Here is a 19,719-nt window from a genome sequence, read left to right on the forward strand (position 1 = left end):
GTTTCCGTGTGGTCGCCACCAGGGCGGCTCGCGCAATGAACGGTAACGGCACCTTCACGACGGGGTAACCGCCACGGCGTTGGATGAGATCCGAGAGAGAGGAACGGTCGCCATGATCACCACCGTCGTCGCCGGCAACCCCAAGCCCGGCTCGCACACGCTCGAGGCCGCGACGATCGTCGCCGAACGACTCACCGGGTCCGCGCCCGACCACGTCGTCGACGTCATCGCCCTCGGCCCGGGGATCCTCGGCTGGGGCGACCCCGGCGTGCAGGCCGCGGTCGCGACCGTCGCCGCGTCCGACCTCGTCGTGGTCGCCTCGCCCACGTTCAAGGCCACCTACACGGGCGTCCTGAAGCTGTTCCTCGACCAGTTCGCGACGGCCGACGGGCTCGCCGGGGTGACCGCCGTCCCGCTCATGCTCGGCGCCGGTCCCGCGCACCACATGGCCCCCGAGGTGTTCCTCAAGCCCGTGCTCGTCGAGCTCGGCGCCACCGTGCCCGTGCAGGGCCTGTACCTGAACGACAAGCACTACACCGACGAGTCGTCGACCGAGGGCTGGCTCGCCCGCTGGCGGGACGTCGTCCTCGCCGCCGCATCCGCACCGACCAAGGAAGGCACCAGCGCATGATCAAGCCCTACACCGCCGAGTCCGCGGACCCGACGCTCCTCCGGCAGGCGTTCTCCGGGTTCCCCTGCGGCGTCGCCGCACTCTCCGCGATCGTCGACGACGCCCCCACCGTGCTCGTCGCGTCGTCCTTCACCGTCGGCGTCTCGCAGGACCCACCGCTCGTGATGTTCGCCGTGCAGCACTCGTCGTCCACGTGGCCGGCGCTGGCCGGAGCGGAGTCGATCGGCGTCTCGGTGCTCGGCGAACGGCACGAGAACGTCACGCGGCAGCTCGCCTCACGCGACAAGTCCGTGCGCTTCGTCGGCGTGGACACGACGGTGTCCGACACGGGCGCGGTGTTCCTCGAGGGGGCACCGATCTGGATGGAGTGCTCGGTGGAGCACACGTACCCGGCGGGCGACCACGACATCGTCGTGCTCCGCGTGAACGGCCTGATGTCCGACTTCGCGCACAGCCCGCTGGTCTGGCACCGGTCGTCGTTCGCGAAGCTGAGCGCCTGACGCGTGACGTCCGTATGCTCGCCGCATGGCTGACTTCACCGCTGAGCAGGCCGCCGTCGTGCGGATCGAACGAGCCGAGGAGGGCCGCTGGGACCTCACGGTGATCAGCGACTCGGGCGTCCGCATGGGACACGGCGAGTACCTCTTCGACGAGGCGGACGACGACGCGGCGGGGGAGCAGGCAGCGGCCCTCGACTTCGTCCGCGGCTACGGCTTCCGCTTCGAACCGGACGCCGTGGTCGCCGACGGGCCCGATGCGTACTGGGCACCGCTGCTGGCGCTCGACGAGCGGTAGCGTCGGGGTCCCTGCTCAGAGGGTCGCGATCAGCTGCTCGACCCGCGCGCGGACGGCGTCCCGGACGGGGCGGACGCGGTCGATCGGCTGCCCGGCCGGGTCGTCGAGCTCCCAGTCCTCGTAGCGCTTCCCGGGGAACACCGGGCACGCGTCGCCGCAGCCCATCGTGATGACGACGTCGGACTCCCGCACGGTGTCGGTGTCGAGCACGGCGGGGACGGCAGTCGCGATGTCGATGCCCTCCTCCGCCATGGCCTCGACCGCGACGGCGTTGACGCGGTCGGCCGGTTCGCTGCCGGCCGAGAACACCCGGACGCGGTCGCCCGCGAGGTGCTGCAGGTAGCCGGCGGCCATCTGGGACCGGCCGGCGTTGTGCACGCACACGAAGAGCACGGTGGGGCGGTCGGTCACGCGAGTGCCGCCGCCTCGAAGCCGATCAGCCAGGTGACGCCGAAGACGTCCCGCACGGTGCCGTCCGAGTCGCCCCACGGACGTTCCTGCAGTGGGTCCACGACGGTGCCGTCCGAGGCGAGGTCGTCGAACCAGCCGCGGAGCACGTCGGGTTCGGCGGCGCCGAGCAGGGAGAAGAGCAGCCCGGTCGCCGAGAACGAGGTCTCGCCGGTCGGGGCGTCGGCGGCGAACAGCGTGATGCCGCCGCCGGTGAGCTGCCCGTGCGCGACCGCGTCGGCGGGGCCGTCGGTGCGCGAGAAGTCCGCGAAGGTGGCGATGCTGAGCTCGCCGCCGAAGACGTCCTGCCAGCGCCCGAGTGCCTGGAGCGCGGTGCCGTCGAACTGGAAGTAGGGCGAGGGCCCGTTCACGTTCATGCCCGGACCCTACCGCTCAGACCGCCGCGGCGAGCGTGTCGAACGTCCGGCGCAGCAGGGCCGGAGCGTCCTCGTCGGTGACGGACCAGGTGGCGATCGCGACGTCGAAGCACCCGAGCGCGGCCTGCACGAGGACGGCCGCACCGAGCTCGGCGCCGTCGGGGTCCCCGGCGCGCAGCCGCTCGGTCAGGATCGGCGTCAGGACGTCCGCCCAGGCGAGGTGCTTCTCGAGGTTGCGGGCGCGGAGCGACGGAGTCGACATCATGACGCGGACCGACCGCCGACCGGACTCGGGGTCCTCGCCGGCGCGGACCATCATGCCGACGAACGCCTCGCGCAGCGCTGTCCACGCCGGTTCGTCGTCCGGACGCTCCCGGAGCGCCTCCGCGAGCGCACCCCGGTGTCGTAGTGGATCGCCGATGACGGCGTCCTCCTTCGCCGGGAAGTACCGGTGGAAGCTCCGCGCCGAGATGCCGACCTCGGCCGCGATCTGCTCGACGGTGACGGCGTCGAACCCGTCGCGGTCGAACCGGGCGACGGCGACCGCTGCGATCCGCGCGCGCACGGCTTCACGCGTGATGTCCCGCAGTCCGGTCCGCGCGCTCGTCTCACCCACGACGGCATCGTACCGAGGGAGGCGGAACTTGACCAAGTTGTCAGAGACTGACAGAGTGGGCGTACAGTGTCATCTGCATCGCCAGACACGACGGAAGGACGGCACATGCAGCAACGCACTCTCGGGACCCAGGGCCTCACGGTCGGATCCATCGGCTACGGCGCGATGGGGACGGTCTTCGCGTACGGGCCCGCCGACGACACCGAGTCCATCGCGGCGATCCGTCGCGCGCACGACCTCGGCGTCACCCACTTCGACACCGCCGAGATGTACGGGTGGGGTGCCGGGGAACGACTCCTCGGTGCGGCCCTGGCACCCGTCCGCGACGAGGTCACCATCGCCACCAAGTTCGGCTTCACCGCGGACGACTGGGCGCCCGACTCTCGCCCCGAGCACATCCGCGAGGTCGTCGACCAGAGCCTGCGGAACCTCGGCACCGACTCGATCGACCTCCTCTACCAGCACGTCCACGACCCGGCGGTGCCGATCGAGGACGTCGTCGGCGTGATGGCGGAGTACGTGCAGGCCGGCAAGGTCAAGTACCTCGGGCTCTCGAACACCGACGGCGACCAGCTCCGTCGGGCCCACGCCGTGCACCCGATCTCGGCGTTCCAGACCGAGTACTCCGTGTTCGCCCGGGAGTCCGAGGAACTCTTCCCGCTCGTCGACGAGCTCGGCATCGGGCTCGTGGCCTACTCACCGCTCGCACGCGGGTTCCTGGGCGGGGCCGTCCAGCCGCGGTCCGCCTACCCCGAGGACGACATCCGGCACATGCTCGAGTGGTGGGCGCCGGAGCACTTCGACCAGAACGTCGCGGTCGTCCGGGCGCTGACCGCGATCGCCGACGAGCACGGCGTCTCGCTCTCGCAGCTGTCCCTCGCGTGGATCTTGGCGCAGCGGGACGACGTCGTCCCGATCCCGGGATCGAAGAACCCCGACCGGGTCGCGCAGAACGTCGCGGCGGCCGGTGTCGTCCTCACGGCCGACGACCTGACGCGCATCGACGCGCTCTCGCGCGACGTGCGCGGCAAGCGCATCGAGAGCCGGGTCTGACGGGCGTCGGTGGGCAGTGGGCGCGACCGGTGACGGACGGGAGGCGCGGTGCGGGCCCGCATCGCGCCTCCCGTCCGTCAGCCGAACAGCGCGAGTGCTTCGTCGACGACGTCCTCGGGGCGGCCCTCGCCGTGCGTCGCCCACCACGTGAGCGCCGTGCTCGCCGCAGCTGCGAGGGCGTGTGAGCGGACCCGCGTCGCGAGGTCGTCGACCGAGCCGCCGTCCCGCTCGGCCACGAACCGCTCGATCACCCCGGTCAGGGCCGTGGACGCGGCCTCCCCACCGCGCTCGAGGGAGGGGTTCGCGCGGATGACCCGCAGGCGGTGGCGGGTGATCTCGATCGTGTCGTCCGGGAACGTGGCACCGACCCGGTACGCGGCGCGGAGCGCGACCCACGCGGACTCGGACGCCGGCCGGAGGCGGAGCTCGTCGGTGAAGCGCACCGCGAACTCGTCGAGGCCGCCCCACACGAGCGAGGCCTTGCTCGGGAAGAGCCGGAACAACGAGCGGCGGCTGACCCCGGCGGCCGTCGCGACGTCGTCCATCGAGACGGCGTCGAAGCCCTGGTCGTCGAAGAGCCGCAGGGCCACGAGCGACACCGCGGCAGGGTCGATCGTCCGCGGGCGTCCGGTCGGCCGGTCGCTCGTCGAGCTCATGGATTCCTTTCGGCACTGAGTGCTACAACTGTGGTGGCGCAGCGAGCGCCTCTCAGTGAGGAGACGACATGACCGACACCACCGCCGGACGGTTCACCGGCAGGACCATCATCGTCACCGGAGCGGGTTCCGGCATCGGACGCGCCACGGCGACGCGCATCGCGAACGAGGGCGGGCGGGTGATCGCCACCGACGTCGTCGCCGAACGGCTCGATGTGCTGCGCGCCGAACTCGTCGGCGCCGCCGGCCTCGACGTCGAGACCGTCATCGGTGACGTCGCCGCGCCGGAGACGATCGATACGCTCCTCGCCGCCGTGGGCGACCGGGTCGACGGGCTCGCGAACGTCGCCGGCATCATGGACGCGTTCCTCCCGCCGAGCGAGGTCGACGACGCCACCTGGGACCGCGTCTTCAGCGTGAACGTCACCGGGCCGATGCGGCTCACCCGAGCGGTCCTGCCGTTGATGATCGCCGCCGGACGCGGTGCGGTCGTGAACGTGGCGTCCGAGGCGGCGCTCCGGGCGTCGGCCGCGGGTGCTGCGTACACCGCGTCGAAGCACGCGATCGCCGGGTTCACGAAGAGCGTCGCGTTCTTCCACGGGCCGCAGGGCATCCGCGCCAACGCCGTCGCGCCCGGTGCGGTGGCGACGAACATCGAGGCGCCGATGCGCAGCGAGTACGCGGCCGGGCGGGTGGGGCCGATCATGCAGACGACGATCCCGCCGGTGGCGCAGCCCGAGCAGCTCGCGGCGGCGATCACGTGGTTGCTCAGCGACGACTCGGCCAACGTGAACGGCGCGGTGCTGCCGAGCGACGGCGGGTGGTCGGTGGTCTGAGCGGCGCGGTCGGCGTCGAGGGCGGTGGCTACGTCTCGCTGTCGCGGACGAACGCTGCGAAGCCCGGGATCGTGAACTCGAGCGTGCCGCGGTCGGCGGGCTGGATGAGTCCCTTGTCGATCAATCGTGCACGGGGCGTGGAGAGCTGGTTGCTGCCCGTGTTCAGCGACGCCGCGATCGCAGCGCGCGACACCGGCCCGTCCCCGTGTTCAGCGATGGCTGCGAGCATGCGTCGTTCCGACGGAGAGCACGCAGACCATCGTGCTCGGAACAAGGCATCGAGGTCCGCCTGCATCGCGTCGCGTCCGTGCTCGACCGCGCTGAGCTCGATGGCGCTTCCCGGATCGGGCCGTCCGGCAGCCGTCCAGGCCGCGTCCGCGATGAGTTGCACGAAGTAGGGGTATCCCTGCGCGATCGCGAGCGCACGGTCGACCGCGGGCTGCGTCCAGTGGACCCCGAGTGCGCGAGCGGGTCCGATGAGTGCGATCTCCTCGGCCTCGCGGTGGAGCGGCCCGAGCGGGCGGTACGCAAGCCGTTCGCTGAACATGACGATCCCGGCGATGGTCTCGGGTGCGTTCGGGAGCCCTGCAGCGAACACGGCTGCCGGGACGTCCGCGCCTTCGGCTTGGAGATGCTGCCAGGCGTACACCAGTGTCCGGAGTCCCGAGGGATCTGCGGACTGGATCTCGTCGATCAGGATCACCAGTGGTCGTTCCGCGACGGCCGCCCGGATCACTGCCTCGAGAGCGCGCGCTCCGGACTGGTCCGGACGGTCACCGTCGGTCGGTGGTCGGAACGTGCTGGTCGCGGTCGCGATGCCGGGGACCCCGACCGAGAGCTGCAGTGTCTCGATCCGTTCCCGCAGCCCGGTCCTGACGTGCTCGGCCAAGCCGTCCGTGATGGTGTGGACACTCGCTGCGATCTGCGCGATGAGTCCTTGCTCCTCGCCCGCGGTCACCCACACCGTCGCCGCGCCGCGGGCCGACGCGCGTCGCTGGTACTCGCGGAGCAGCGACGTCTTCCCGAATCCTCGGGCGGCGTGGTCGACGCGGATCCGTCCGACGAGCCGCCCGAGGTCGATGAGCGTCGAGAGGCGTTCGTCGACCTCGGCGAGCTGCCGGGCGCGACCGGGCACGATCCGTGCGACTTCTCCGGGCGTGTACGGACTCGGCTGCATCAATCCTCGATCGATTGTTATGAAACTGCTCTTTCATAACAGTGTATCGGCGCGGGCGACGCCGCCTACATTGCCGACATGACCGAGGTCCCCGACGTTGGCTCCGGATTGGGCCGGTTCGATCTCGACTCCGCGAACGACGGATGCTCAGGTGATCTACCAACACGCGGGGGAGTGGTAGAAAACTACCGATTGCGGTAGTTTTCTACCACTATGCAGCTCCAGCGCCCGTTCGCCTCCGTGACCACTGCGGTCGACGGCGACGTGCTGATGGTGCTCTCCCGAGCGGCCGGACCGATGACGATCGCGGACATCAGTCGGCTCGTGCCCGATCGCTCGTACGCCGGTGTGCGGAACAGCGCCGACCGGCTGACGGAGCAGGGCATCGTCAACGGGTTCCGGACCGGACGGACGAAGGCGTTCGCGCTGAACCCCGACCACCTCGCCGCTGGTGCGGTCCGAGCGCTGGCGGACATGCGGCGCGAGCTCCTCGAGCGGCTCACCGTCGGGTGCGACGGCCTCCCACTCCGGTACGCGGCCGTGTTCGGCTCCGGTGCCCGGGGTGAGATGCGGCCGGACAGTGACCTCGACCTCTGCTTCGTCGTCATCGCCGGGCGTCGTCCCGAGGCGGAGGACGCCGTCCACGCGCTGTGCGAACGCGCGCAGGGGTGGACCGGGAACGTCGTGCGTCCCGTGGTCTTCGACGAGAGCGAGATCGACGCTGCGGATCCGCTCCTCGCGTCCGTCGCCAGGGACGGTGTTCCCATCGCAGGTGATGGTCGTTGGCTGTCCCGGAAGCTCCGTACGCTGGCCGGGTGACACCGCGTACCGGCACCACCGCGCAGGGCGACGAGTCGTTCCGCCGGGGCCGACTCGCGAAGGCCACCGAGCTCCTCGACGCTGCCGACACGCTGCGCGAGCTCGGGGGAGAGTCGGGGGTGCTCACCTCGACGTCGCCGTTCGCGAACGCCTTCGTCGTGCAGTGCGTGCTGAGCGGGATCGCTGCGGCGGACGCGATCTGCGTCGCGAGGACCGGCAGGTACTCGCGGACCGGTGCCCACGACGAGGCCGTTCCGGTGCTCCGAGCCGCGGCCGGGCAGGCGGTCGTGAAGCACCTCGAGGTACTCCTCGCCGTGAAGAACAAGGCCGAGTACAACGCGAAGTCCGTGAGTGACACGGACATCGTGCGCGCGGGGGCGGCGGCGGAGGCACTGGAGTCGGCGGCGCGCTCGGACTGAGCGGCCGCCTACACTGCCGACATGACCGAGGTCCCCGACGCCCGCTCCGACTGGGGCCGGTTCGCCCCCGACTCCGTCGAGCGGCGGATGCTCGACGACACCGGGACCGCACTCGGGCTCGTCCTCCGTCCCCGCACCGTCGTGCTCGACCGTGCCCGGGTCGAGGTCGAGGGCATCGACGCCGACGACCGCGTGGTGGTGCAGCTCGTGGCGAACCAGGGCGCCTACAAGCCGGCCTGGCGCAACAAGGTGATGGCCGACCTGTTCAAGCTGCTGTGGCTGCGGCAGTCCGTCCCCGGGGCCGAGCGGGCCGTCCTCGTCGTCGCCGAACCGGCTGCGCGGGCGCTCGCCGGGTGGGTCTCGGTGGCCGCCGAGGACCTCGGGATCGAGGTGCTCGTCTGGGACGGGCGGACGGCGGCGCCCTCGCAGCGCTGACCCCGTGCAGTCGTTCACACGTTCGCAACACATGTGGCCAGACTCCGTAACACGAGCGTCCTAACCTCATCACCAGCAGCGGATTTCCGCGTCGCAGACGAACCCGAGCTCGCGACGCACGCTCTCCGCCATACGAGACCGAGCCTGCGTGCTCGCCGACGGTATGGAGGAACGGATGACCACAGCAGCGGTCCGGGTGGACGCGGTGCGCAAGGTGTACGGCAGCGGTCCGAGCGCCATGGTGGCCCTCGACGACGTCGAGCTGACGATCGAGCCCGGGAAGTTCGTGTCGCTCATCGGCCCGAGCGGCTGCGGGAAGTCGACGCTGCTGCGGCTCGTCGCCGGCCTCGAGCCCGCCGACCGCGGCGACGTGCAGGTCCACGGCGTCACCCCGGCGCAGGCGTGCGCGGCGAAGCTCATCGGCCTCGTGCCCCAGACGCCGGCGCTGCTGCCCTGGCTCACCGTGCTGCAGAACGTCTCCCTCGCCGGACGGGTCAACCCCGGTGCCGGGCGTCGGCGCGCCGCGATCGAGGACCTCGCGGAGCGGGGTGCGGACAGTGGCCCGGACATGCGACAGCTGCTCCGGATGGCCGGGCTCGGCGAGGCGGAGGACAAGCTGCCCGCCCAGCTCTCCGGTGGCATGCAGCAGCGTGCGGCGATCGTCCGGGCGTTCGGCCTGCGCCCCGACGTGCTGCTCATGGACGAGCCGTTCTCGGCCCTCGACGAGTTCACCCGCGAGGCCCTGCAGGACCAGCTGCTCGACCTCTGGGACGAGCTGCGGACGACGGTGCTCTTCGTCACGCACTCGGTGTCCGAGGCGGTCCGGATGTCGGACACCGTGGTCGTGATGGCACCGCGTCCCGGGCGCATCGTCGACGTCATCGACATCGACCTGCCGCGACCGCGGAACCAGCGACTGTTCGAGGAACGGCGCTTCCACGAGTACGAGGACCTCGTCCGCACGCGGTTGCACAGCGCGTGGCGTGCGACGGACGCGGCCTGAGGGAGACGACACGATGACCACCACCAGCACGACCTCCACCGCCTCCGCCACGACCACCACCGCCGAGTCCGAGGCCGCAGCGACCCGTCGGCCGCTCCCCGGGTGGATCCGCCCGACGGTCTGGGCGCCCCTCGTCGTGATGCTCGCCGTCCTCGCCGTGCTCTGGCAGATCGGCGCGACGACGATGCCGTACCTGCTGCCGCCGTTGCCCGCGGTGGGGGAGACCCTCGCCACGCAGCTGCCCTACTACCTGCAGAACGCCGGGATCACCCTCGTCGAGTCGCTCGTCGGCCTCGGCATCGGGTTCGTGGCCGCGTTCGTCCTCGCCGTGCTGACGAGCGAGCTGCCGATCGTCCGCCGCGCGGTGATGCCGATCGCGATCGTCCTCAACGTGACGCCGCTCGTCGCGATCGCCCCGGCCCTGGTGGTGGCGTTCGGGTTCGGCCCGCTGCCGAAGCTCGTGATCACGGCGCTCATCTGCTTCTTCCCGATCCTCATCAACACCGCGGCCGGGCTCCGCTCCGTCCCGCAGCCCGTGCTGCAGGTGTACCGGACGATCGACGCGTCCCGCCTCGAGATGCTCGTGCACCTGCGGATCCCGAACGCCCTGCCGTTCGTCTTCGCGGCGCTCCGCATCGTGTTCCCGCTGTCGATCATCGGCGCGGTCGTGGCGGAACTCTCCGCCTCCGGGTCGACGGGCGGGCTCGGCACGGTGATCAGCACGGCGTCGTCGATGAACCAGCTCGCCGTGGTGTACGCCGCGATCGCGATCCTCGCGGTGATGGGCGTGGTCCTGCTCGGACTCATCTCGCTCGTCGAGCGGCGGGTCCTCCGCTGGCACCGCACCGCGAACGACTGACGGCGACCGACGCCCGCCGCCCCGCCGCCCCGCCACCCGCCGCACCGCCCGGCCACCGCACGCCGCCCCGCGGCCCAGCAGCACCACCCGTCGGCGCGAGCCTGCCCGCGCGACGCCAGCCGCGCCTCCAGGCCGACACCCGGCGACCACCCCGACCACCCGACCCACACCCCGCCCCGCCCCCGCCCTGCACCACCCATCCCTTCCCACAGGAGTGACCATGCAGCACCGCACCCACCCGCACCGCACCCGCCCGCACCGCACCACGGCCGCGCTCGCGGCCCTCGCCGCCACCGCCGCCGTGGCCCTCGCCCTCACCGGCTGCAGCACCGGCTCGAGCGCGGGCACCGGCTCGTCCGAGGGCAGTGCCATCTCCGCCGAACGGTGCAAGGAGAACAAGGCCGCCGGCCCCATCACCTACCTGTCCGGCTACCAGTACCAGTCCTCGGCGTCGATCCTCGAGTACATCGCGGCCGACGAACTGGGCTACTTCAAGGACCTCTGCCTCGACGTCACCCTCAAGCCCGGGTCGGGCGACACCGCGCAGAACACCAAGCTCCTCGCGAGCGGCCAGGCGACCGTGTCGGCCGTCGCGGAGCAGGACCTCATCCAGGCCCGGGCGAACGGCATCGACATCACCGGCATCTCGTCGTACTCGAACGCCGGGCTCGACATCCTGATGACGAACAAGGACATCACGAAGCTCCCGCAGCTCGACGGGAAGGTCGTCGGCCACAAGGGCTACGTCCCCGCCTCCGTCCGGGCGATGATGGAGAAGGCCGGTGTGGACTGGGACTCGCTCACCCTCGTGAAGGAGGGCTACGACCCCTCGGTCCTGCCGCGCAAGCAGAACGGTCTCGAGGCCCTCACCGGCTTCGTGTCGAACGAGCCGAACCTGCTCGAGGCCGCCGGCGACGACGTCACCGTGTGGCAGCCCGTCGACTACGGGATCCCCTCGTCGATCGGCGCGATGGCCGTGAACCCCGCGTTCGCGAAGGCCCACCCGACCGCCGTCGAGGACGTCCTGCGCGCCGCCCTGCACGCCTACGACTTCTGCTCGTCGAGCGCCGCGAAGACGAAGCAGTGCGTCGGGTACGCCGCGAAGCTCTCCGGCGCGACCTACGACGAGGCGCAGAACGCGAAGATCTGGACGACCGAGACGAAGGTCATCGCGGACAACCCGACGCCGGGCCAGCCGCTCGGGGGCATCGACCCCGAGAACGTGTCGAAGCTCGTCGACATGCTGCACCAGTTCGACATCGTGAAGAGCTCGGTGACCGCGGACGACGCGAAGAGCTGGTTCACGAACGAGTACATCGACGCGATCACGAAGGACGGCGAGACCGTCTGGCCCGCGCCGTGACCACGGTGGGTCGCGCGGACGCGCGACCCACCCGGCACGACGTGACACGCACCGAGCAACGACCAGAGAGGCGGCGCACCATGCCCGCGAAGGAGTACGGGATCTTCCTCCCGATCGGCAACGGCGGATGGATGCTGTCCGACACCGCCCCCCACCCCGAGGCGACCTACGCCTGGAACAAGCGCGCAGCCCTGCACGCCGAAGCGATCGGCCTCGACTTCGTGATGTCGATGGCGAAGTGGCGCGGCTTCGGCGGGAGCACCGACCACTGGGGGCGCTCCCTCGAGTCGATGACGATGATGGCCGGGATCGCTGAGGCGACCGAGCGCGTGAAGATCTGGGCGACCATGCACGCGAACGTCCACAACCCGGCGGTCGCGGCGAAGATGTACACCACGCTGCAGGACCTCTCCGGGGGTCGGGCGGGCATGAACATCGTCAACGGGGCCTACGCGGCCGAGTTCGAGCAGTTCGGGATCTGGGACGCCGGCCTCAGCCACGCCGACCGCTACCGGATGACCGAGCTCTGGACCGAAGCGGTCCACCCGCCTCTGGACCGAGGACAGCGTCACGATGCACACGCCGTACTTCGACCTCGACGCCTGCGAGTCCCGCCCGCACCCGGCCAGCAGGCCGACGATCATCAGCGCCGGCAAGTCCGAGGCCGCTCGCGCGTTCCAGGCGAAGTACGCCGACGGTGCGTTCCTCGCGGCGGACAGCCTCGACGAGATGCGCGACCTGTCCCGCGACGTCCACGACCGCGCGGCCGACGAGGGTCGGGTGTGCCGGACCTACTCGATGCTCACCGTCGTGCAGGACGAGACCGACGAGGCCGCGCAGCGGAAGGTGCGCGAGTGGGGTGCCGGCGTCGACCGCGAGGCACTGGCCTCGATGCGGGCGTCGTGGGGCGTCCCCGCCGAGCAGGCCCGTGCGTGGGCGGACGGTGCCGCGGGTGAGGACGCGTTCCAGACCGCGTACGTCGCCGGTTCCGCCGAGACCGTCACGGAGCACATCGAGTACATCGTCGACCGGGGCGAGCTCGACGGCCTCATGCTGATCTTCCCCGAGTACGACCAGGACATGGTGCGCTTCGGCGAGACCGTCCTGCCGGCACTCCGCCAGCACGACGCGGCGGTCGTCCGGTGACCGGCGGGAGCGGCGGGCTCGACCCGCGACTCGCCCGGTTGCTGGACGCTGGTGGCCGCACGCCGGCGCTCGTCGTCGTCGACGTGCAGCGCGACTTCGGTGAACCCGCGCGCATCGCCGGCTACGGGCTCGACGACCGTGCGTTCGCTGCCGTGGACGCCGCGATCGTCCGGATCGGCGCCCTCGTCGACGAGGCGCGAGCCACCGGCGTCCCCGTCGTCTGGGTCGAGCTCGGCAGCGACCCGTCCGCCCCGTGGCACAGCAGCACGTGGCTGCGCGGCGGTGCGCTCGACGGGCCGATGCCGGAGGACGAGCCCTGCCGCATCGGCACCGCCGGCGCCGAGTGGTACCGCACGGCGCCGGCGCCCGGTGAGACCCGCGTCGTCAAGCGCGGCTACAGCGGGTTCCTCGGCACGGACCTGGAGGCGCGGCTCACCACCGCCGGGATCGGCTGGCTGACCGTCGTGGGACTCACGTCCGAGTGCTGCGTCTTCGCGACGGCGCAGGACGCGATGCAGCTCGGCTGGCCCGTCGTGGTGCCGTCGGACGCCACCGCCGCCTACGACATCGACGTGCACGACGCCGCACTCACGATGATCGAGCTCAACGTCGGTGTCGTCACGGACGCTGCCGAGACCACCGCGCTGTGGCAGGCGTGGGCGGCGTCGCCGGTGGCTGCCTCGTGAGCGGCATGCACATCGCCTACGACCTGTCCTTCACCCACACCGAGGGGCGCTGGGCGGCACCCGGCAGCTGGGTCGGCCAGGACTTCCCCGACGTCCGCATGTACATGGAGGTGGCCCGGACGGCCGAGCGCGCCGGCGTCGACATGCTGTTCTTCGGCGACGGCTCCGGCGTCCCGAGCACGTGGCGCGGCAGCATCGACCCGGCGGTCGAGTGGGGGATCCAGTGGCCCCGGCAGGACATGTCGCCGGTCATCGCGGCGATGTCGACGGTGACCGAGCACATCGGGTTCGGACTCACCTACTCGTCGACCTTCACGCACCCGTTCTCCACCGCACGGCTGCTCAACTCGCTCGACCACGTCACGGGCGGCCGGATGGCGTTCAACGTCGTCGCGTCCTCGCGGGGTGCGGACGCCGCGAACTACGGCTCCGACCACCTGGTCGACCACGACCTCCGGTACGAACGGATGGAGGAGTTCATCGGCGTCTGCCGTGCGCTCTGGGACTCCGTCGCCCCCGACGCGATCGTCCGCGACCGGGCGACCGGGCGCTTCGCCGACCCCTCCCGTGTGCACCCCATCGACCACGACGGCCGGTTCTTCAAGGTGCGGGGGCCGCTCGCCAGCGTCCCGAGTCCGCAGCGCCACCCGGTCGTCGTGCAGGCGGGCAACTCGCCGCGGGGCATCGCCGCGAGCGCGTCGTTCGCCGACCTCGTGTTCGGGTTCGGGGCGAGCGTCGCCGGGCAGCTCCGACACCGGAACGCACTGGACGCGGCACTCACGGACGCCGGACGGGACCCCGCCGCGGTCGGGATCCTCTGGGCGACCCAGGTGATCGTCGGCGCGACGCTCGCCGAAGCCCAGGCCCGACGGGACTCGCTCCTGTCGTTCTGGAACCGTGAGGCCGTCGGGACCTTCATCTCGCACAACGCCGGGTACGACTTCTCGACGCTGCCGGCCTCCTTCCGGCTCGGGGACCTGCGCGACGAGATCGTCGCCGCCCAGGCGAGCCCGGCCGGACTCGTCGGCAGCCTGGTCGCCGAGTTCGGGGAGGACCACACGATGGACCGCGACGACTTCTTCGAGCACGGGTGGCGCGCGGCGACCGGCCTCGACCACATGCTCGTCGGCGACGCCGCGGGGGTGGCCGACGCGCTCCAGGAGAACTTCGCCGCGACCGGTGGGCGGGGCGGCTACATGCTGTCCAGTCCGCTCGGGATGCCGTCCGGGTTCGCCGACCTCAGCGAGCTGCTCGTGCCGGAGCTCCGCTGCCGCGGGGCCCTCGCGCCGCGGTACCCGGGGGCCACGCTCCGGGAGAACCTGGCGGTGTGAGGTGACCCCGGCCCGTCGGTGGCTCGCGCTCGGCGGGCTCTGCCTCGGCTTCTTCATGCTGCTGCTCGACAGCACGATCGTGTCGGTCGCCCTGCCCGACCTCGGGCGTGACCTCGGCGCCGACGCGTCGACGTCGGTGTGGGTGAACAGCGCCTACCTCTTCGCGTTCGCCGTCCCGCTGCTCGTGGCGGGCCGGCTCGGCGACCGGTTCGGACACCGGCGCGTGTACCTGGTCGGGCTCGCGGTCTTCACGATCGCCTCGGTCGGGTGCGTGGCCGCGCCCGGGATCGGCGCCCTCGTCGCCTGGCGTGCGGTCCAGGGCCTCGGCGCTGCGCTGCTCACCCCGCAGTGCCTGACCGTGATCCGGTCGCTGTTCGAACCGCCGAGGCTCGCCGTCGCGCTCGCCGTCTGGAGCGCCGGCGGCGGGGCGGCGACGGTCGCCGGGCCGATCGTCGGCGGGCTGCTCGTCGAGGCGTGGGGGTGGCCGTCGGTGTTCCTCGTGAACGTGCCCGTCGGGATCGTCACGGCGATCGCGGTCCTCCGCTTCGTGCCCGTCTCCCGGCGCATCGCGGTCCCGCTGCCCCTGTTCGCCGTCGTCGGCGTGACCGTGGGGGTCCTCGGCGTGGTCGTCGGCGTGCAGGGCACGGACACCGGGCTGCTCGCCGACCCGGTCGCCCGTGGCGGTGCGGTCCTGCTCGGCGCCGCGGTGGTGGCGGCCGTCCTCGTCCGGCAGCGGCGAGCCGGCGACCGCGCCCTCGTGCCGCTCGCCCTCTTCCGCGACCGCGGTTTCGTCACCGGGTCGTGGGGCGCCACGGCCGCGTCGTTCTGCGTCGGGTCCGCCCCGATCCCGCTCATGCTCGAACTGCAGCAGACCCGCGGGCTGAGTGCGGGATCGGCGGCCCTCGTGCTCGTGCCGATGGGGGTCGCGTGCCTCGCCTCAGCGCCGTTCGTCGGCCGCATGACGAACACCGCCGGGCCCCGGGCAAGCGCGACGGTCGGAGCCGTCCTGCTCGTCGTGTCGGTGGCACTGACCGCGGTGCTCGTCGGTGCCGCGGCGCCCCTCTGGACGATCGCCGCGGCCTTCACCGGGTTCGGGATCGCGAACGCGTTCGTCTGGTCGCCGTTCTCCCTCGCCGCGGTCCTCGGTGCGGGTCCCGCGACGGTCGGGGCGGCATCGAGCGTCTTCAACACCGTGAAGCAGCTCGGCGCCGTGCTCGGCAGCACCGCGACGGCCGTGCTGCTCGCCACCGCGGGTGACGCGGTCGCGCTCGGTGCGCTCGCGTTCGTGGCTTGCGGCGCCGTGGTCGCCGCGCGTGCGCTGTCCGGCCGTCCGGGTGCCCCGGTCGTCCTGACCGGCGTGATCGTCCACGGTGCGGGGGTCGGGCGCGACCTGGGGTTCCCCACCGCGAACCTGCGGCCCGAGGACGAGTCTGCTGCTCCCGTCCCCGTCGACGGGGTCTACGTCGGATGGCTCGCGGCTCCCGTCGGCGCTCCGCCACGGCAGGCCCTCGTGTCGATCGGCAGCAACAGCACCTTCCCCGACCGACCGCGCACGGTCGAGATCCACGTGCTCGACTTCGACGGCGACCTGTACGGCTCGGTCGTCGAGCTCACCGTCGGACGGCGCATCCGACGCCAGCGCACGTTCCGCGGGCCGGACGCGCTCGTCGCCGCGATGCGGTCCGACGAGCGTCGAGCCCGTGCGGTGCTCGCCCGCTCCTGACCGTTCGTCCCTGACCGCTCGTCCCCGACCGCTCGTTCCCTGAGGAGGACCCCGTGCACGACCACTTCATCGAGGACCCGCTTGACATCCGTGAGGCCATCGCCGAGGTGCCCTCCGTCGTGGCCGCGATCGCCGCGTGCGTCGACGGTTCCCCCGTGGTCATGGTGGCGACGTCCTTCACCGTCGGTGTCTCCTACGACCCGCCGTTGGCGACGATCGCCGTACAGCACTCGTCCACCACGTGGCCCGACCTCGCAGCAGCGCCGACGCTCGGCATCTCGGTGCTCGGCGACGGACACGGGCCGCACACGGCGCAGTTGGCGTCCCGGGACCGTGCGCGGCGCCTGCACGGCATCGAGTACGCCACCGCCGGGTCCGGTGCGGTTTTCCTCGACGGTGCCCACTCGTGGTTCGAGTGCTCGGTCGAGGGTGTCCACCGTGCGGGCGACCACGACATCGTGGTGCTCCGTGTTCTCCGGGTCGCGCGGGATGCTGCACGGTCGGCGCTCGTCTGGCACCGGCCGGCGCGCTCGAGGGTCGCCGTCGACGCGCAGCCGTGACCACAGGGGCGCTGGCGCCGTCGTTCCTCCCCAGCACGGGGCGAGCATGAGCGAGGGAAGCTCGGTAGCGTGCACGATGCGCGCACAGGGCCGTCTCCTCACTGTGCTCGTGGCTCGGCATGCAGCGTTCAGGAGGCACCACGAACATCCCTGGGAACACATGCCCTTGTCCATCCTCATCGTCGGTCTGCTCGCCGCTTCGGGTGGGCTGCTGTGCGCGCTCATCCCGCGACCGATCTCGCGCACGATGAAGGAATCCCTTCGTCCGCTGCTCGGGCAGAACGCCGCCGAGATCTCCTCAGTCCGGGTGGTGCGGACCTTCGGGATCCTCGTCGCGATGGTCGGAGTGTTCTTCGTCCTCACCGTGGTGATCTGATGCAGTCCGGGGGCAGGGCATCTCGCCCGGAGAGGGGCTTCCGATGTTCAGGATGAAGGGAAACCTCCTGCTGCCGACGATCATCGCCTTGGTCGCGATCGCACTCGGTGTGGTCACGCTCCTCTCTCCCGGTCGCGCCGACGCCGGCGTCGCCATCTGGGGCGCGCTCGCGGGCATGTTCGGCGTGTACGTGTTGTGCGGGGTCGTGGTCTCGTGGCGAGCCAGGAACAAGTGACGGCGTTCGCGTCAATGAGAACGGAGCCGCATTGAACGCACTCCCACTCGTCCTCGGGCTCGTGCTGGTGGTCGGCGGATTGGCGTGCATCCCATGGGTGGTGCAGCGGAACCGCAACCACCCGCCCTCCGACCGTGGACGGCTGATCGCAGTCGTGATCGCACTCGTCATGCTCGTCGCCGGCGCGCTGCTCCTCCGGTGAACGTCGTTGACTGACTCGCTGGCGCTCTGGGTCCTCGGCGGCGCCTTCGTGCTCCTCGGCTGCGCGACCGCGGTGTCGCCGGAGGCGATGCACGACTTCCTGCAGCGGCAGATGCGCATCGTCCAGGGCAAGAAGGCAGCTGATCGTCACGCCCAGTTGCCCACGGCACTCTTCCGGGCCCTGGGCATCGCCATGCTCTGCGTCGGCATCGTGCTCGGCGTGTTCGCCGCGACGGGCGGCTGAGCGCCGAAGGGCCCGCTCAGCCCCGCACGACCGCCGCCACCGTCGCCACGACGACCTCCCGCCGCCGCGCCGCCGCCACCGCGTCGGTCAGTCGGGCGTACTCCGGCGTCGCACCGCTCCACAGCGCAGCGGTGTGGATGACGATCCCGAGCAGCTCCGCCGCCGAGAACGTCGTCGGCAGCCGTCCGTCCCGCTGCGCGTCCTCGATCGCCCGGAGCTTGGCGGCGTTGCTCTGCACAACGGCGTCGATCGGGTGCGAGGTGTCGCCCCGCTCGAGCCGGTACCAGGTCGCCAGGCGCTGCACCCAGGGTCGGTGTGCGTAGGAGTCGTGCAGGCGTCCGGCGTACTCGGGCAGGTCGTCGGCGTCGATCGTGACCTCGTCGAGCGTCTCGGCGACCATCGCGTCGAAGACCGCGTCGAACAGGCCGTCCTTACTGCCGAAGTAGTGGTAGATCTGCGCCTTGTTGCTCGCGGCGGCGGCGGCGATCCGGTCCACGCGCGCGCCGGCGATCCCGACCGCGGCGAACTCGTCGCGGGCGGCGACGAGGAGTCGGGCGCGGGTGGCGTCGGCGTCGCGGGGCATCGGCATCCGCCCACGTTATCAACCGGGCGGTTGACAAGCGAGCGACGGAGGTGTTCCATGGGGTCTATCAACCAACCAGTCAGTTAGGAACACCATGTCCGTCATCCTCGTCACCGGTGCCTCGCGAGGCCTCGGCCGCTCGATCGTCACCGCAGCCCTCGCCGCCGGTCACCAGGTGGTCGCCGGGGTCCGGGACCTCCACGCCCTCGACGACCTCACCAGCGCGGAGCTCGTCCCCGTCGCGCTCGACGTCACCGACCCCGACGCCGCCCGTGCAGCCGTCCGCACCGCGGTCGAGCGCTTCGGCCGGCTCGACGTGCTCGTGAACAACGCCGGGTACGCGAACCTCGCCAGCATCGAGGACGTCGACCCCGCCGACTTCCGCGCCCAGGTGGAGACCAACCTGTTCGGCGTGGTGACGCTCAGCCAGGAGGCCGTGCACGTCATGCGTGAGCAGGGCTCCGGGCACGTCGTGCAGGTCTCGTCCGTCGGCGGGCGCATGTCGACGCCGGGGCTCGGCGCGTACCAGACCGCGAAGTGGGCCGTCGGCGGGTTCTCCTCGGTGCTCGCGAAGGAGGTCGGGCCCCTCGGCATCCGCGTCACCGTCCTCGAGCCGGGCGGCATGCGCACCGACTGGGCGGGGTCGTCCATGACGGTCGCGCCGGTCCGGCCGGAGTACGAGGCGACCGTCGGGGCGTCCGCACGGATGCACGGGGGCACGAGCATCGGTGCGAGCGACCCGGACCTGGTCGCCGAGCTCGTCCTGCAGGTCGTGGCGATGGACGAGCCGCCGCTCCGCCTGCTCGTCGGCCCGGACGCGTTCGAGCACGGGACGGCCGCCGGCCGCGCGCTCCTGGCCGAGGACGAGCGGCACGAGGCGCTCAGCCGGTCGACGCAGGCGGCCGACGCGACGCCGGAGCAGCTGGACCCGCTGGCACGCGCCTGAGACGCGACCACCTGACGGACGGGAGGCGCGGTGCGAGCCTGCGCCGTCCCTCCCGTCCGACAAGCGGTACCGTCTCCACGCGCTGGGCGACAGTCCACGGGCCGGTGGGCGCGTGCCCTGTCGGTGAGCACAAGAACACACCCTGCGTGGTCGCCCCGCGACACGCGCCGTTGCGCGCCGCGGGGCGAGTGGCCGGCCGTCG

27 protein-coding genes and 1 pseudogene are annotated in these 19,719 nt (G+C 71.7%); 22 read left to right on the top strand and 6 right to left on the bottom strand.

Annotated elements, in window-relative coordinates; all coding sequences use genetic code 11:
- The first annotated feature begins 112 nt into the window (after positions 1-112).
- The 3 genes from QE359_RS07800 to QE359_RS07810 are packed head-to-tail and all read left to right on the top strand — an operon-like array spanning position 113 to position 1,426.
- Entirely contained in the window at positions 113-631 is a 519-nt protein-coding gene (locus tag QE359_RS07800) for an NADPH-dependent FMN reductase (protein WP_092384449.1), read from the top strand.
- Entirely contained in the window at positions 628-1,131 is a 504-nt protein-coding gene (locus QE359_RS07805; RefSeq protein WP_070416868.1) for a flavin reductase family protein, read from the top strand. Before QE359_RS07800 ends, QE359_RS07805 begins: the two co-directional genes overlap by 4 nt.
- Positions 1,132-1,156: 25 nt before the next feature.
- Positions 1,157-1,426, top strand: a complete 270-nt coding sequence (locus QE359_RS07810; RefSeq protein ID WP_070416867.1) for a hypothetical protein — start codon at positions 1,157-1,159, stop codon at positions 1,424-1,426.
- 15 nt (positions 1,427-1,441) lie between these two features.
- Here the strand turns inward: QE359_RS07810 and QE359_RS07815 are convergent, their stop codons facing one another.
- Genes QE359_RS07815 through QE359_RS07825 form a run of 3 tightly spaced genes read right to left on the bottom strand, consistent with a single transcriptional unit; the run spans position 1,442 to position 2,866 of the window.
- A complete protein-coding gene (locus QE359_RS07815; RefSeq protein ID WP_309778735.1) occupies positions 1,442-1,837 on the bottom strand; it encodes an arsenate reductase ArsC in 396 nt (131 codons plus the stop codon).
- Entirely contained in the window at positions 1,834-2,250 is a 417-nt protein-coding gene (locus QE359_RS07820) for a VOC family protein (RefSeq protein WP_309778736.1), read from the bottom strand. The genes QE359_RS07815 and QE359_RS07820 overlap by 4 nt, the downstream gene beginning before the upstream one ends.
- 16 nt (positions 2,251-2,266) lie before the next feature.
- Entirely contained in the window at positions 2,267-2,866 is a 600-nt protein-coding gene (locus tag QE359_RS07825; RefSeq protein ID WP_309778737.1) for a TetR family transcriptional regulator, read from the bottom strand.
- A gap of 105 nt (positions 2,867-2,971) precedes the next feature.
- Here QE359_RS07825 and QE359_RS07830 point away from each other — a divergent pair, with 105 nt between their 5' ends.
- Positions 2,972-3,919, top strand: a complete 948-nt coding sequence (locus QE359_RS07830; RefSeq protein ID WP_309778738.1) for an aldo/keto reductase — start codon at positions 2,972-2,974, stop codon at positions 3,917-3,919.
- 77 nt (positions 3,920-3,996) lie between these two features.
- On the opposite strand, the gene QE359_RS07835 is transcribed toward QE359_RS07830, so the two are convergent.
- Positions 3,997-4,575 (bottom strand): TetR family transcriptional regulator, encoded by a 579-nt coding sequence (locus QE359_RS07835; RefSeq protein ID WP_309778739.1) that lies wholly within the window; start codon positions 4,573-4,575, stop codon positions 3,997-3,999.
- A 68-nt stretch (positions 4,576-4,643) separates the two neighbouring features.
- On the opposite strand from QE359_RS07835, the gene QE359_RS07840 reads away from it, so the two are divergent.
- Positions 4,644-5,411 (top strand): SDR family NAD(P)-dependent oxidoreductase, encoded by a 768-nt coding sequence (locus tag QE359_RS07840; RefSeq protein ID WP_309778740.1) that lies wholly within the window; start codon positions 4,644-4,646, stop codon positions 5,409-5,411.
- Between the two features lie 28 nt (positions 5,412-5,439).
- On the opposite strand, the gene QE359_RS07845 is transcribed toward QE359_RS07840, so the two are convergent.
- Positions 5,440-6,588, bottom strand: coding sequence for an ATP-binding protein (locus tag QE359_RS07845; protein ID WP_309778741.1), 1,149 nt, complete (start codon positions 6,586-6,588; stop codon positions 5,440-5,442).
- A 213-nt stretch (positions 6,589-6,801) separates the two neighbouring features.
- Between QE359_RS07845 and QE359_RS07850 the strand changes: the two genes are divergently transcribed.
- The 16 genes and pseudogenes from QE359_RS07850 (at position 6,802) to QE359_RS07925 (ending at position 17,988) form a co-directional block, all read left to right on the top strand.
- Complete coding sequence (locus tag QE359_RS07850) at positions 6,802-7,407, top strand: nucleotidyltransferase domain-containing protein (RefSeq protein WP_071295313.1); 606 nt, start codon at positions 6,802-6,804, stop codon at positions 7,405-7,407.
- Positions 7,404-7,826 (top strand): hypothetical protein, encoded by a 423-nt coding sequence (locus QE359_RS07855; protein WP_309778742.1) that lies wholly within the window; start codon positions 7,404-7,406, stop codon positions 7,824-7,826. The genes QE359_RS07850 and QE359_RS07855 overlap by 4 nt, the downstream gene beginning before the upstream one ends.
- Positions 7,827-7,847: 21 nt before the next feature.
- On the top strand, positions 7,848-8,261 hold the full coding sequence (locus QE359_RS07860) for a hypothetical protein (protein ID WP_070416859.1): 414 nt from the start codon (positions 7,848-7,850) through the stop codon (positions 8,259-8,261).
- A 175-nt stretch (positions 8,262-8,436) separates the two neighbouring features.
- On the top strand, positions 8,437-9,264 hold the full coding sequence (locus tag QE359_RS07865; protein ID WP_261645731.1) for an ABC transporter ATP-binding protein: 828 nt from the start codon (positions 8,437-8,439) through the stop codon (positions 9,262-9,264).
- A gap of 13 nt (positions 9,265-9,277) precedes the next feature.
- A complete protein-coding gene (locus QE359_RS07870) occupies positions 9,278-10,123 on the top strand; it encodes an ABC transporter permease (protein ID WP_083295048.1) in 846 nt (281 codons plus the stop codon).
- 220 nt (positions 10,124-10,343) lie between these two features.
- A complete protein-coding gene (locus QE359_RS07875) occupies positions 10,344-11,486 on the top strand; it encodes an ABC transporter substrate-binding protein (protein ID WP_261645730.1) in 1,143 nt (380 codons plus the stop codon).
- A gap of 131 nt (positions 11,487-11,617) precedes the next feature.
- A pseudogene (locus tag QE359_RS07880) lies at positions 11,618-11,971 on the top strand (LLM class flavin-dependent oxidoreductase); the annotation flags it as partial.
- Positions 11,972-12,059: 88 nt separating this feature from the next.
- The gene (locus QE359_RS07885; RefSeq protein WP_309778743.1) at positions 12,060-12,632 is read left to right on the top strand and encodes an LLM class flavin-dependent oxidoreductase; all 573 of its coding nucleotides are present in this window, start codon (positions 12,060-12,062) and stop codon (positions 12,630-12,632) included.
- Positions 12,629-13,318, top strand: coding sequence for an isochorismatase family cysteine hydrolase (locus QE359_RS07890; protein ID WP_309778744.1), 690 nt, complete (start codon positions 12,629-12,631; stop codon positions 13,316-13,318). Before QE359_RS07885 ends, QE359_RS07890 begins: the two co-directional genes overlap by 4 nt.
- Positions 13,279-14,649, top strand: a complete 1,371-nt coding sequence (locus tag QE359_RS07895) for an NtaA/DmoA family FMN-dependent monooxygenase (protein ID WP_309778745.1) — start codon at positions 13,279-13,281, stop codon at positions 14,647-14,649. The genes QE359_RS07890 and QE359_RS07895 overlap by 40 nt, the downstream gene beginning before the upstream one ends.
- 1 nt (position 14,650) lies before the next feature.
- Positions 14,651-16,372 carry an MFS transporter gene (locus tag QE359_RS07900; RefSeq protein ID WP_309778746.1) on the top strand — a complete coding sequence of 574 codons (1,722 nt, stop codon included), beginning with the start codon at positions 14,651-14,653 and terminating at the stop codon, positions 16,370-16,372.
- A gap of 53 nt (positions 16,373-16,425) precedes the next feature.
- On the top strand, positions 16,426-16,932 hold the full coding sequence (locus tag QE359_RS07905; protein WP_070416856.1) for a flavin reductase family protein: 507 nt from the start codon (positions 16,426-16,428) through the stop codon (positions 16,930-16,932).
- Between the two features lie 160 nt (positions 16,933-17,092).
- Positions 17,093-17,308 (top strand): hypothetical protein, encoded by a 216-nt coding sequence (locus QE359_RS07910; protein WP_309778747.1) that lies wholly within the window; start codon positions 17,093-17,095, stop codon positions 17,306-17,308.
- 52 nt (positions 17,309-17,360) lie between these two features.
- Positions 17,361-17,543 carry a hypothetical protein gene (locus QE359_RS07915; RefSeq protein WP_309778748.1) on the top strand — a complete coding sequence of 61 codons (183 nt, stop codon included), beginning with the start codon at positions 17,361-17,363 and terminating at the stop codon, positions 17,541-17,543.
- 31 nt (positions 17,544-17,574) lie between these two features.
- Positions 17,575-17,745 (top strand): hypothetical protein, encoded by a 171-nt coding sequence (locus tag QE359_RS07920; protein ID WP_309778749.1) that lies wholly within the window; start codon positions 17,575-17,577, stop codon positions 17,743-17,745.
- Positions 17,746-17,751: 6 nt separating this feature from the next.
- Positions 17,752-17,988, top strand: a complete 237-nt coding sequence (locus QE359_RS07925; RefSeq protein WP_070416854.1) for a hypothetical protein — start codon at positions 17,752-17,754, stop codon at positions 17,986-17,988.
- Positions 17,989-18,004: 16 nt separating this feature from the next.
- Here QE359_RS07925 and QE359_RS07930 read toward each other — a convergent pair whose 3' ends face one another.
- Complete coding sequence (locus tag QE359_RS07930; RefSeq protein WP_309778750.1) at positions 18,005-18,577, bottom strand: TetR family transcriptional regulator; 573 nt, start codon at positions 18,575-18,577, stop codon at positions 18,005-18,007.
- A gap of 88 nt (positions 18,578-18,665) precedes the next feature.
- Here QE359_RS07930 and QE359_RS07935 point away from each other — a divergent pair, with 88 nt between their 5' ends.
- Positions 18,666-19,517, top strand: a complete 852-nt coding sequence (locus QE359_RS07935; RefSeq protein ID WP_309778751.1) for an SDR family NAD(P)-dependent oxidoreductase — start codon at positions 18,666-18,668, stop codon at positions 19,515-19,517.
- Positions 19,518-19,719: the final 202 nt, after the last annotated feature.

This window comes from Curtobacterium sp. SORGH_AS_0776 (genome assembly GCF_031453355.1).
Classification (GTDB): domain Bacteria; phylum Actinomycetota; class Actinomycetes; order Actinomycetales; family Microbacteriaceae; genus Curtobacterium.

What these genes read in the sequence shown, in the direction of transcription:
- QE359_RS07800 (WP_092384449.1), top strand. Translation starts at nt 113, where the DNA reads ATGATCACCACCGTCGTCGCCGGCAACCCCAAGCCCGGCTCGCACACG.
- QE359_RS07805 (WP_070416868.1), top strand. Translation starts at nt 628, where the DNA reads ATGATCAAGCCCTACACCGCCGAGTCCGCGGACCCGACGCTCCTCCGG.
- QE359_RS07810 (WP_070416867.1), top strand. Translation starts at nt 1,157, where the DNA reads ATGGCTGACTTCACCGCTGAGCAGGCCGCCGTCGTGCGGATCGAACGA.
- QE359_RS07820 (WP_309778736.1), bottom strand. Translation starts at nt 2,250, where the DNA reads ATGAACGTGAACGGGCCCTCGCCCTACTTCCAGTTCGACGGCACCGCG.
- QE359_RS07830 (WP_309778738.1), top strand. Translation starts at nt 2,972, where the DNA reads ATGCAGCAACGCACTCTCGGGACCCAGGGCCTCACGGTCGGATCCATC.
- QE359_RS07835 (WP_309778739.1), bottom strand. Translation starts at nt 4,575, where the DNA reads ATGAGCTCGACGAGCGACCGGCCGACCGGACGCCCGCGGACGATCGAC.
- QE359_RS07840 (WP_309778740.1), top strand. Translation starts at nt 4,644, where the DNA reads ATGACCGACACCACCGCCGGACGGTTCACCGGCAGGACCATCATCGTC.
- QE359_RS07845 (WP_309778741.1), bottom strand. Translation starts at nt 6,588, where the DNA reads ATGCAGCCGAGTCCGTACACGCCCGGAGAAGTCGCACGGATCGTGCCC.
- QE359_RS07850 (WP_071295313.1), top strand. Translation starts at nt 6,802, where the DNA reads ATGCAGCTCCAGCGCCCGTTCGCCTCCGTGACCACTGCGGTCGACGGC.
- QE359_RS07860 (WP_070416859.1), top strand. Translation starts at nt 7,848, where the DNA reads ATGACCGAGGTCCCCGACGCCCGCTCCGACTGGGGCCGGTTCGCCCCC.
- QE359_RS07865 (WP_261645731.1), top strand. Translation starts at nt 8,437, where the DNA reads ATGACCACAGCAGCGGTCCGGGTGGACGCGGTGCGCAAGGTGTACGGC.
- QE359_RS07870 (WP_083295048.1), top strand. Translation starts at nt 9,278, where the DNA reads ATGACCACCACCAGCACGACCTCCACCGCCTCCGCCACGACCACCACC.
- QE359_RS07875 (WP_261645730.1), top strand. Translation starts at nt 10,344, where the DNA reads ATGCAGCACCGCACCCACCCGCACCGCACCCGCCCGCACCGCACCACG.
- QE359_RS07885 (WP_309778743.1), top strand. Translation starts at nt 12,060, where the DNA reads ATGCACACGCCGTACTTCGACCTCGACGCCTGCGAGTCCCGCCCGCAC.
- QE359_RS07910 (WP_309778747.1), top strand. Translation starts at nt 17,093, where the DNA reads ATGCCCTTGTCCATCCTCATCGTCGGTCTGCTCGCCGCTTCGGGTGGG.
- QE359_RS07915 (WP_309778748.1), top strand. Translation starts at nt 17,361, where the DNA reads ATGAAGGGAAACCTCCTGCTGCCGACGATCATCGCCTTGGTCGCGATC.
- QE359_RS07930 (WP_309778750.1), bottom strand. Translation starts at nt 18,577, where the DNA reads ATGCCGATGCCCCGCGACGCCGACGCCACCCGCGCCCGACTCCTCGTC.
- QE359_RS07935 (WP_309778751.1), top strand. Translation starts at nt 18,666, where the DNA reads ATGTCCGTCATCCTCGTCACCGGTGCCTCGCGAGGCCTCGGCCGCTCG.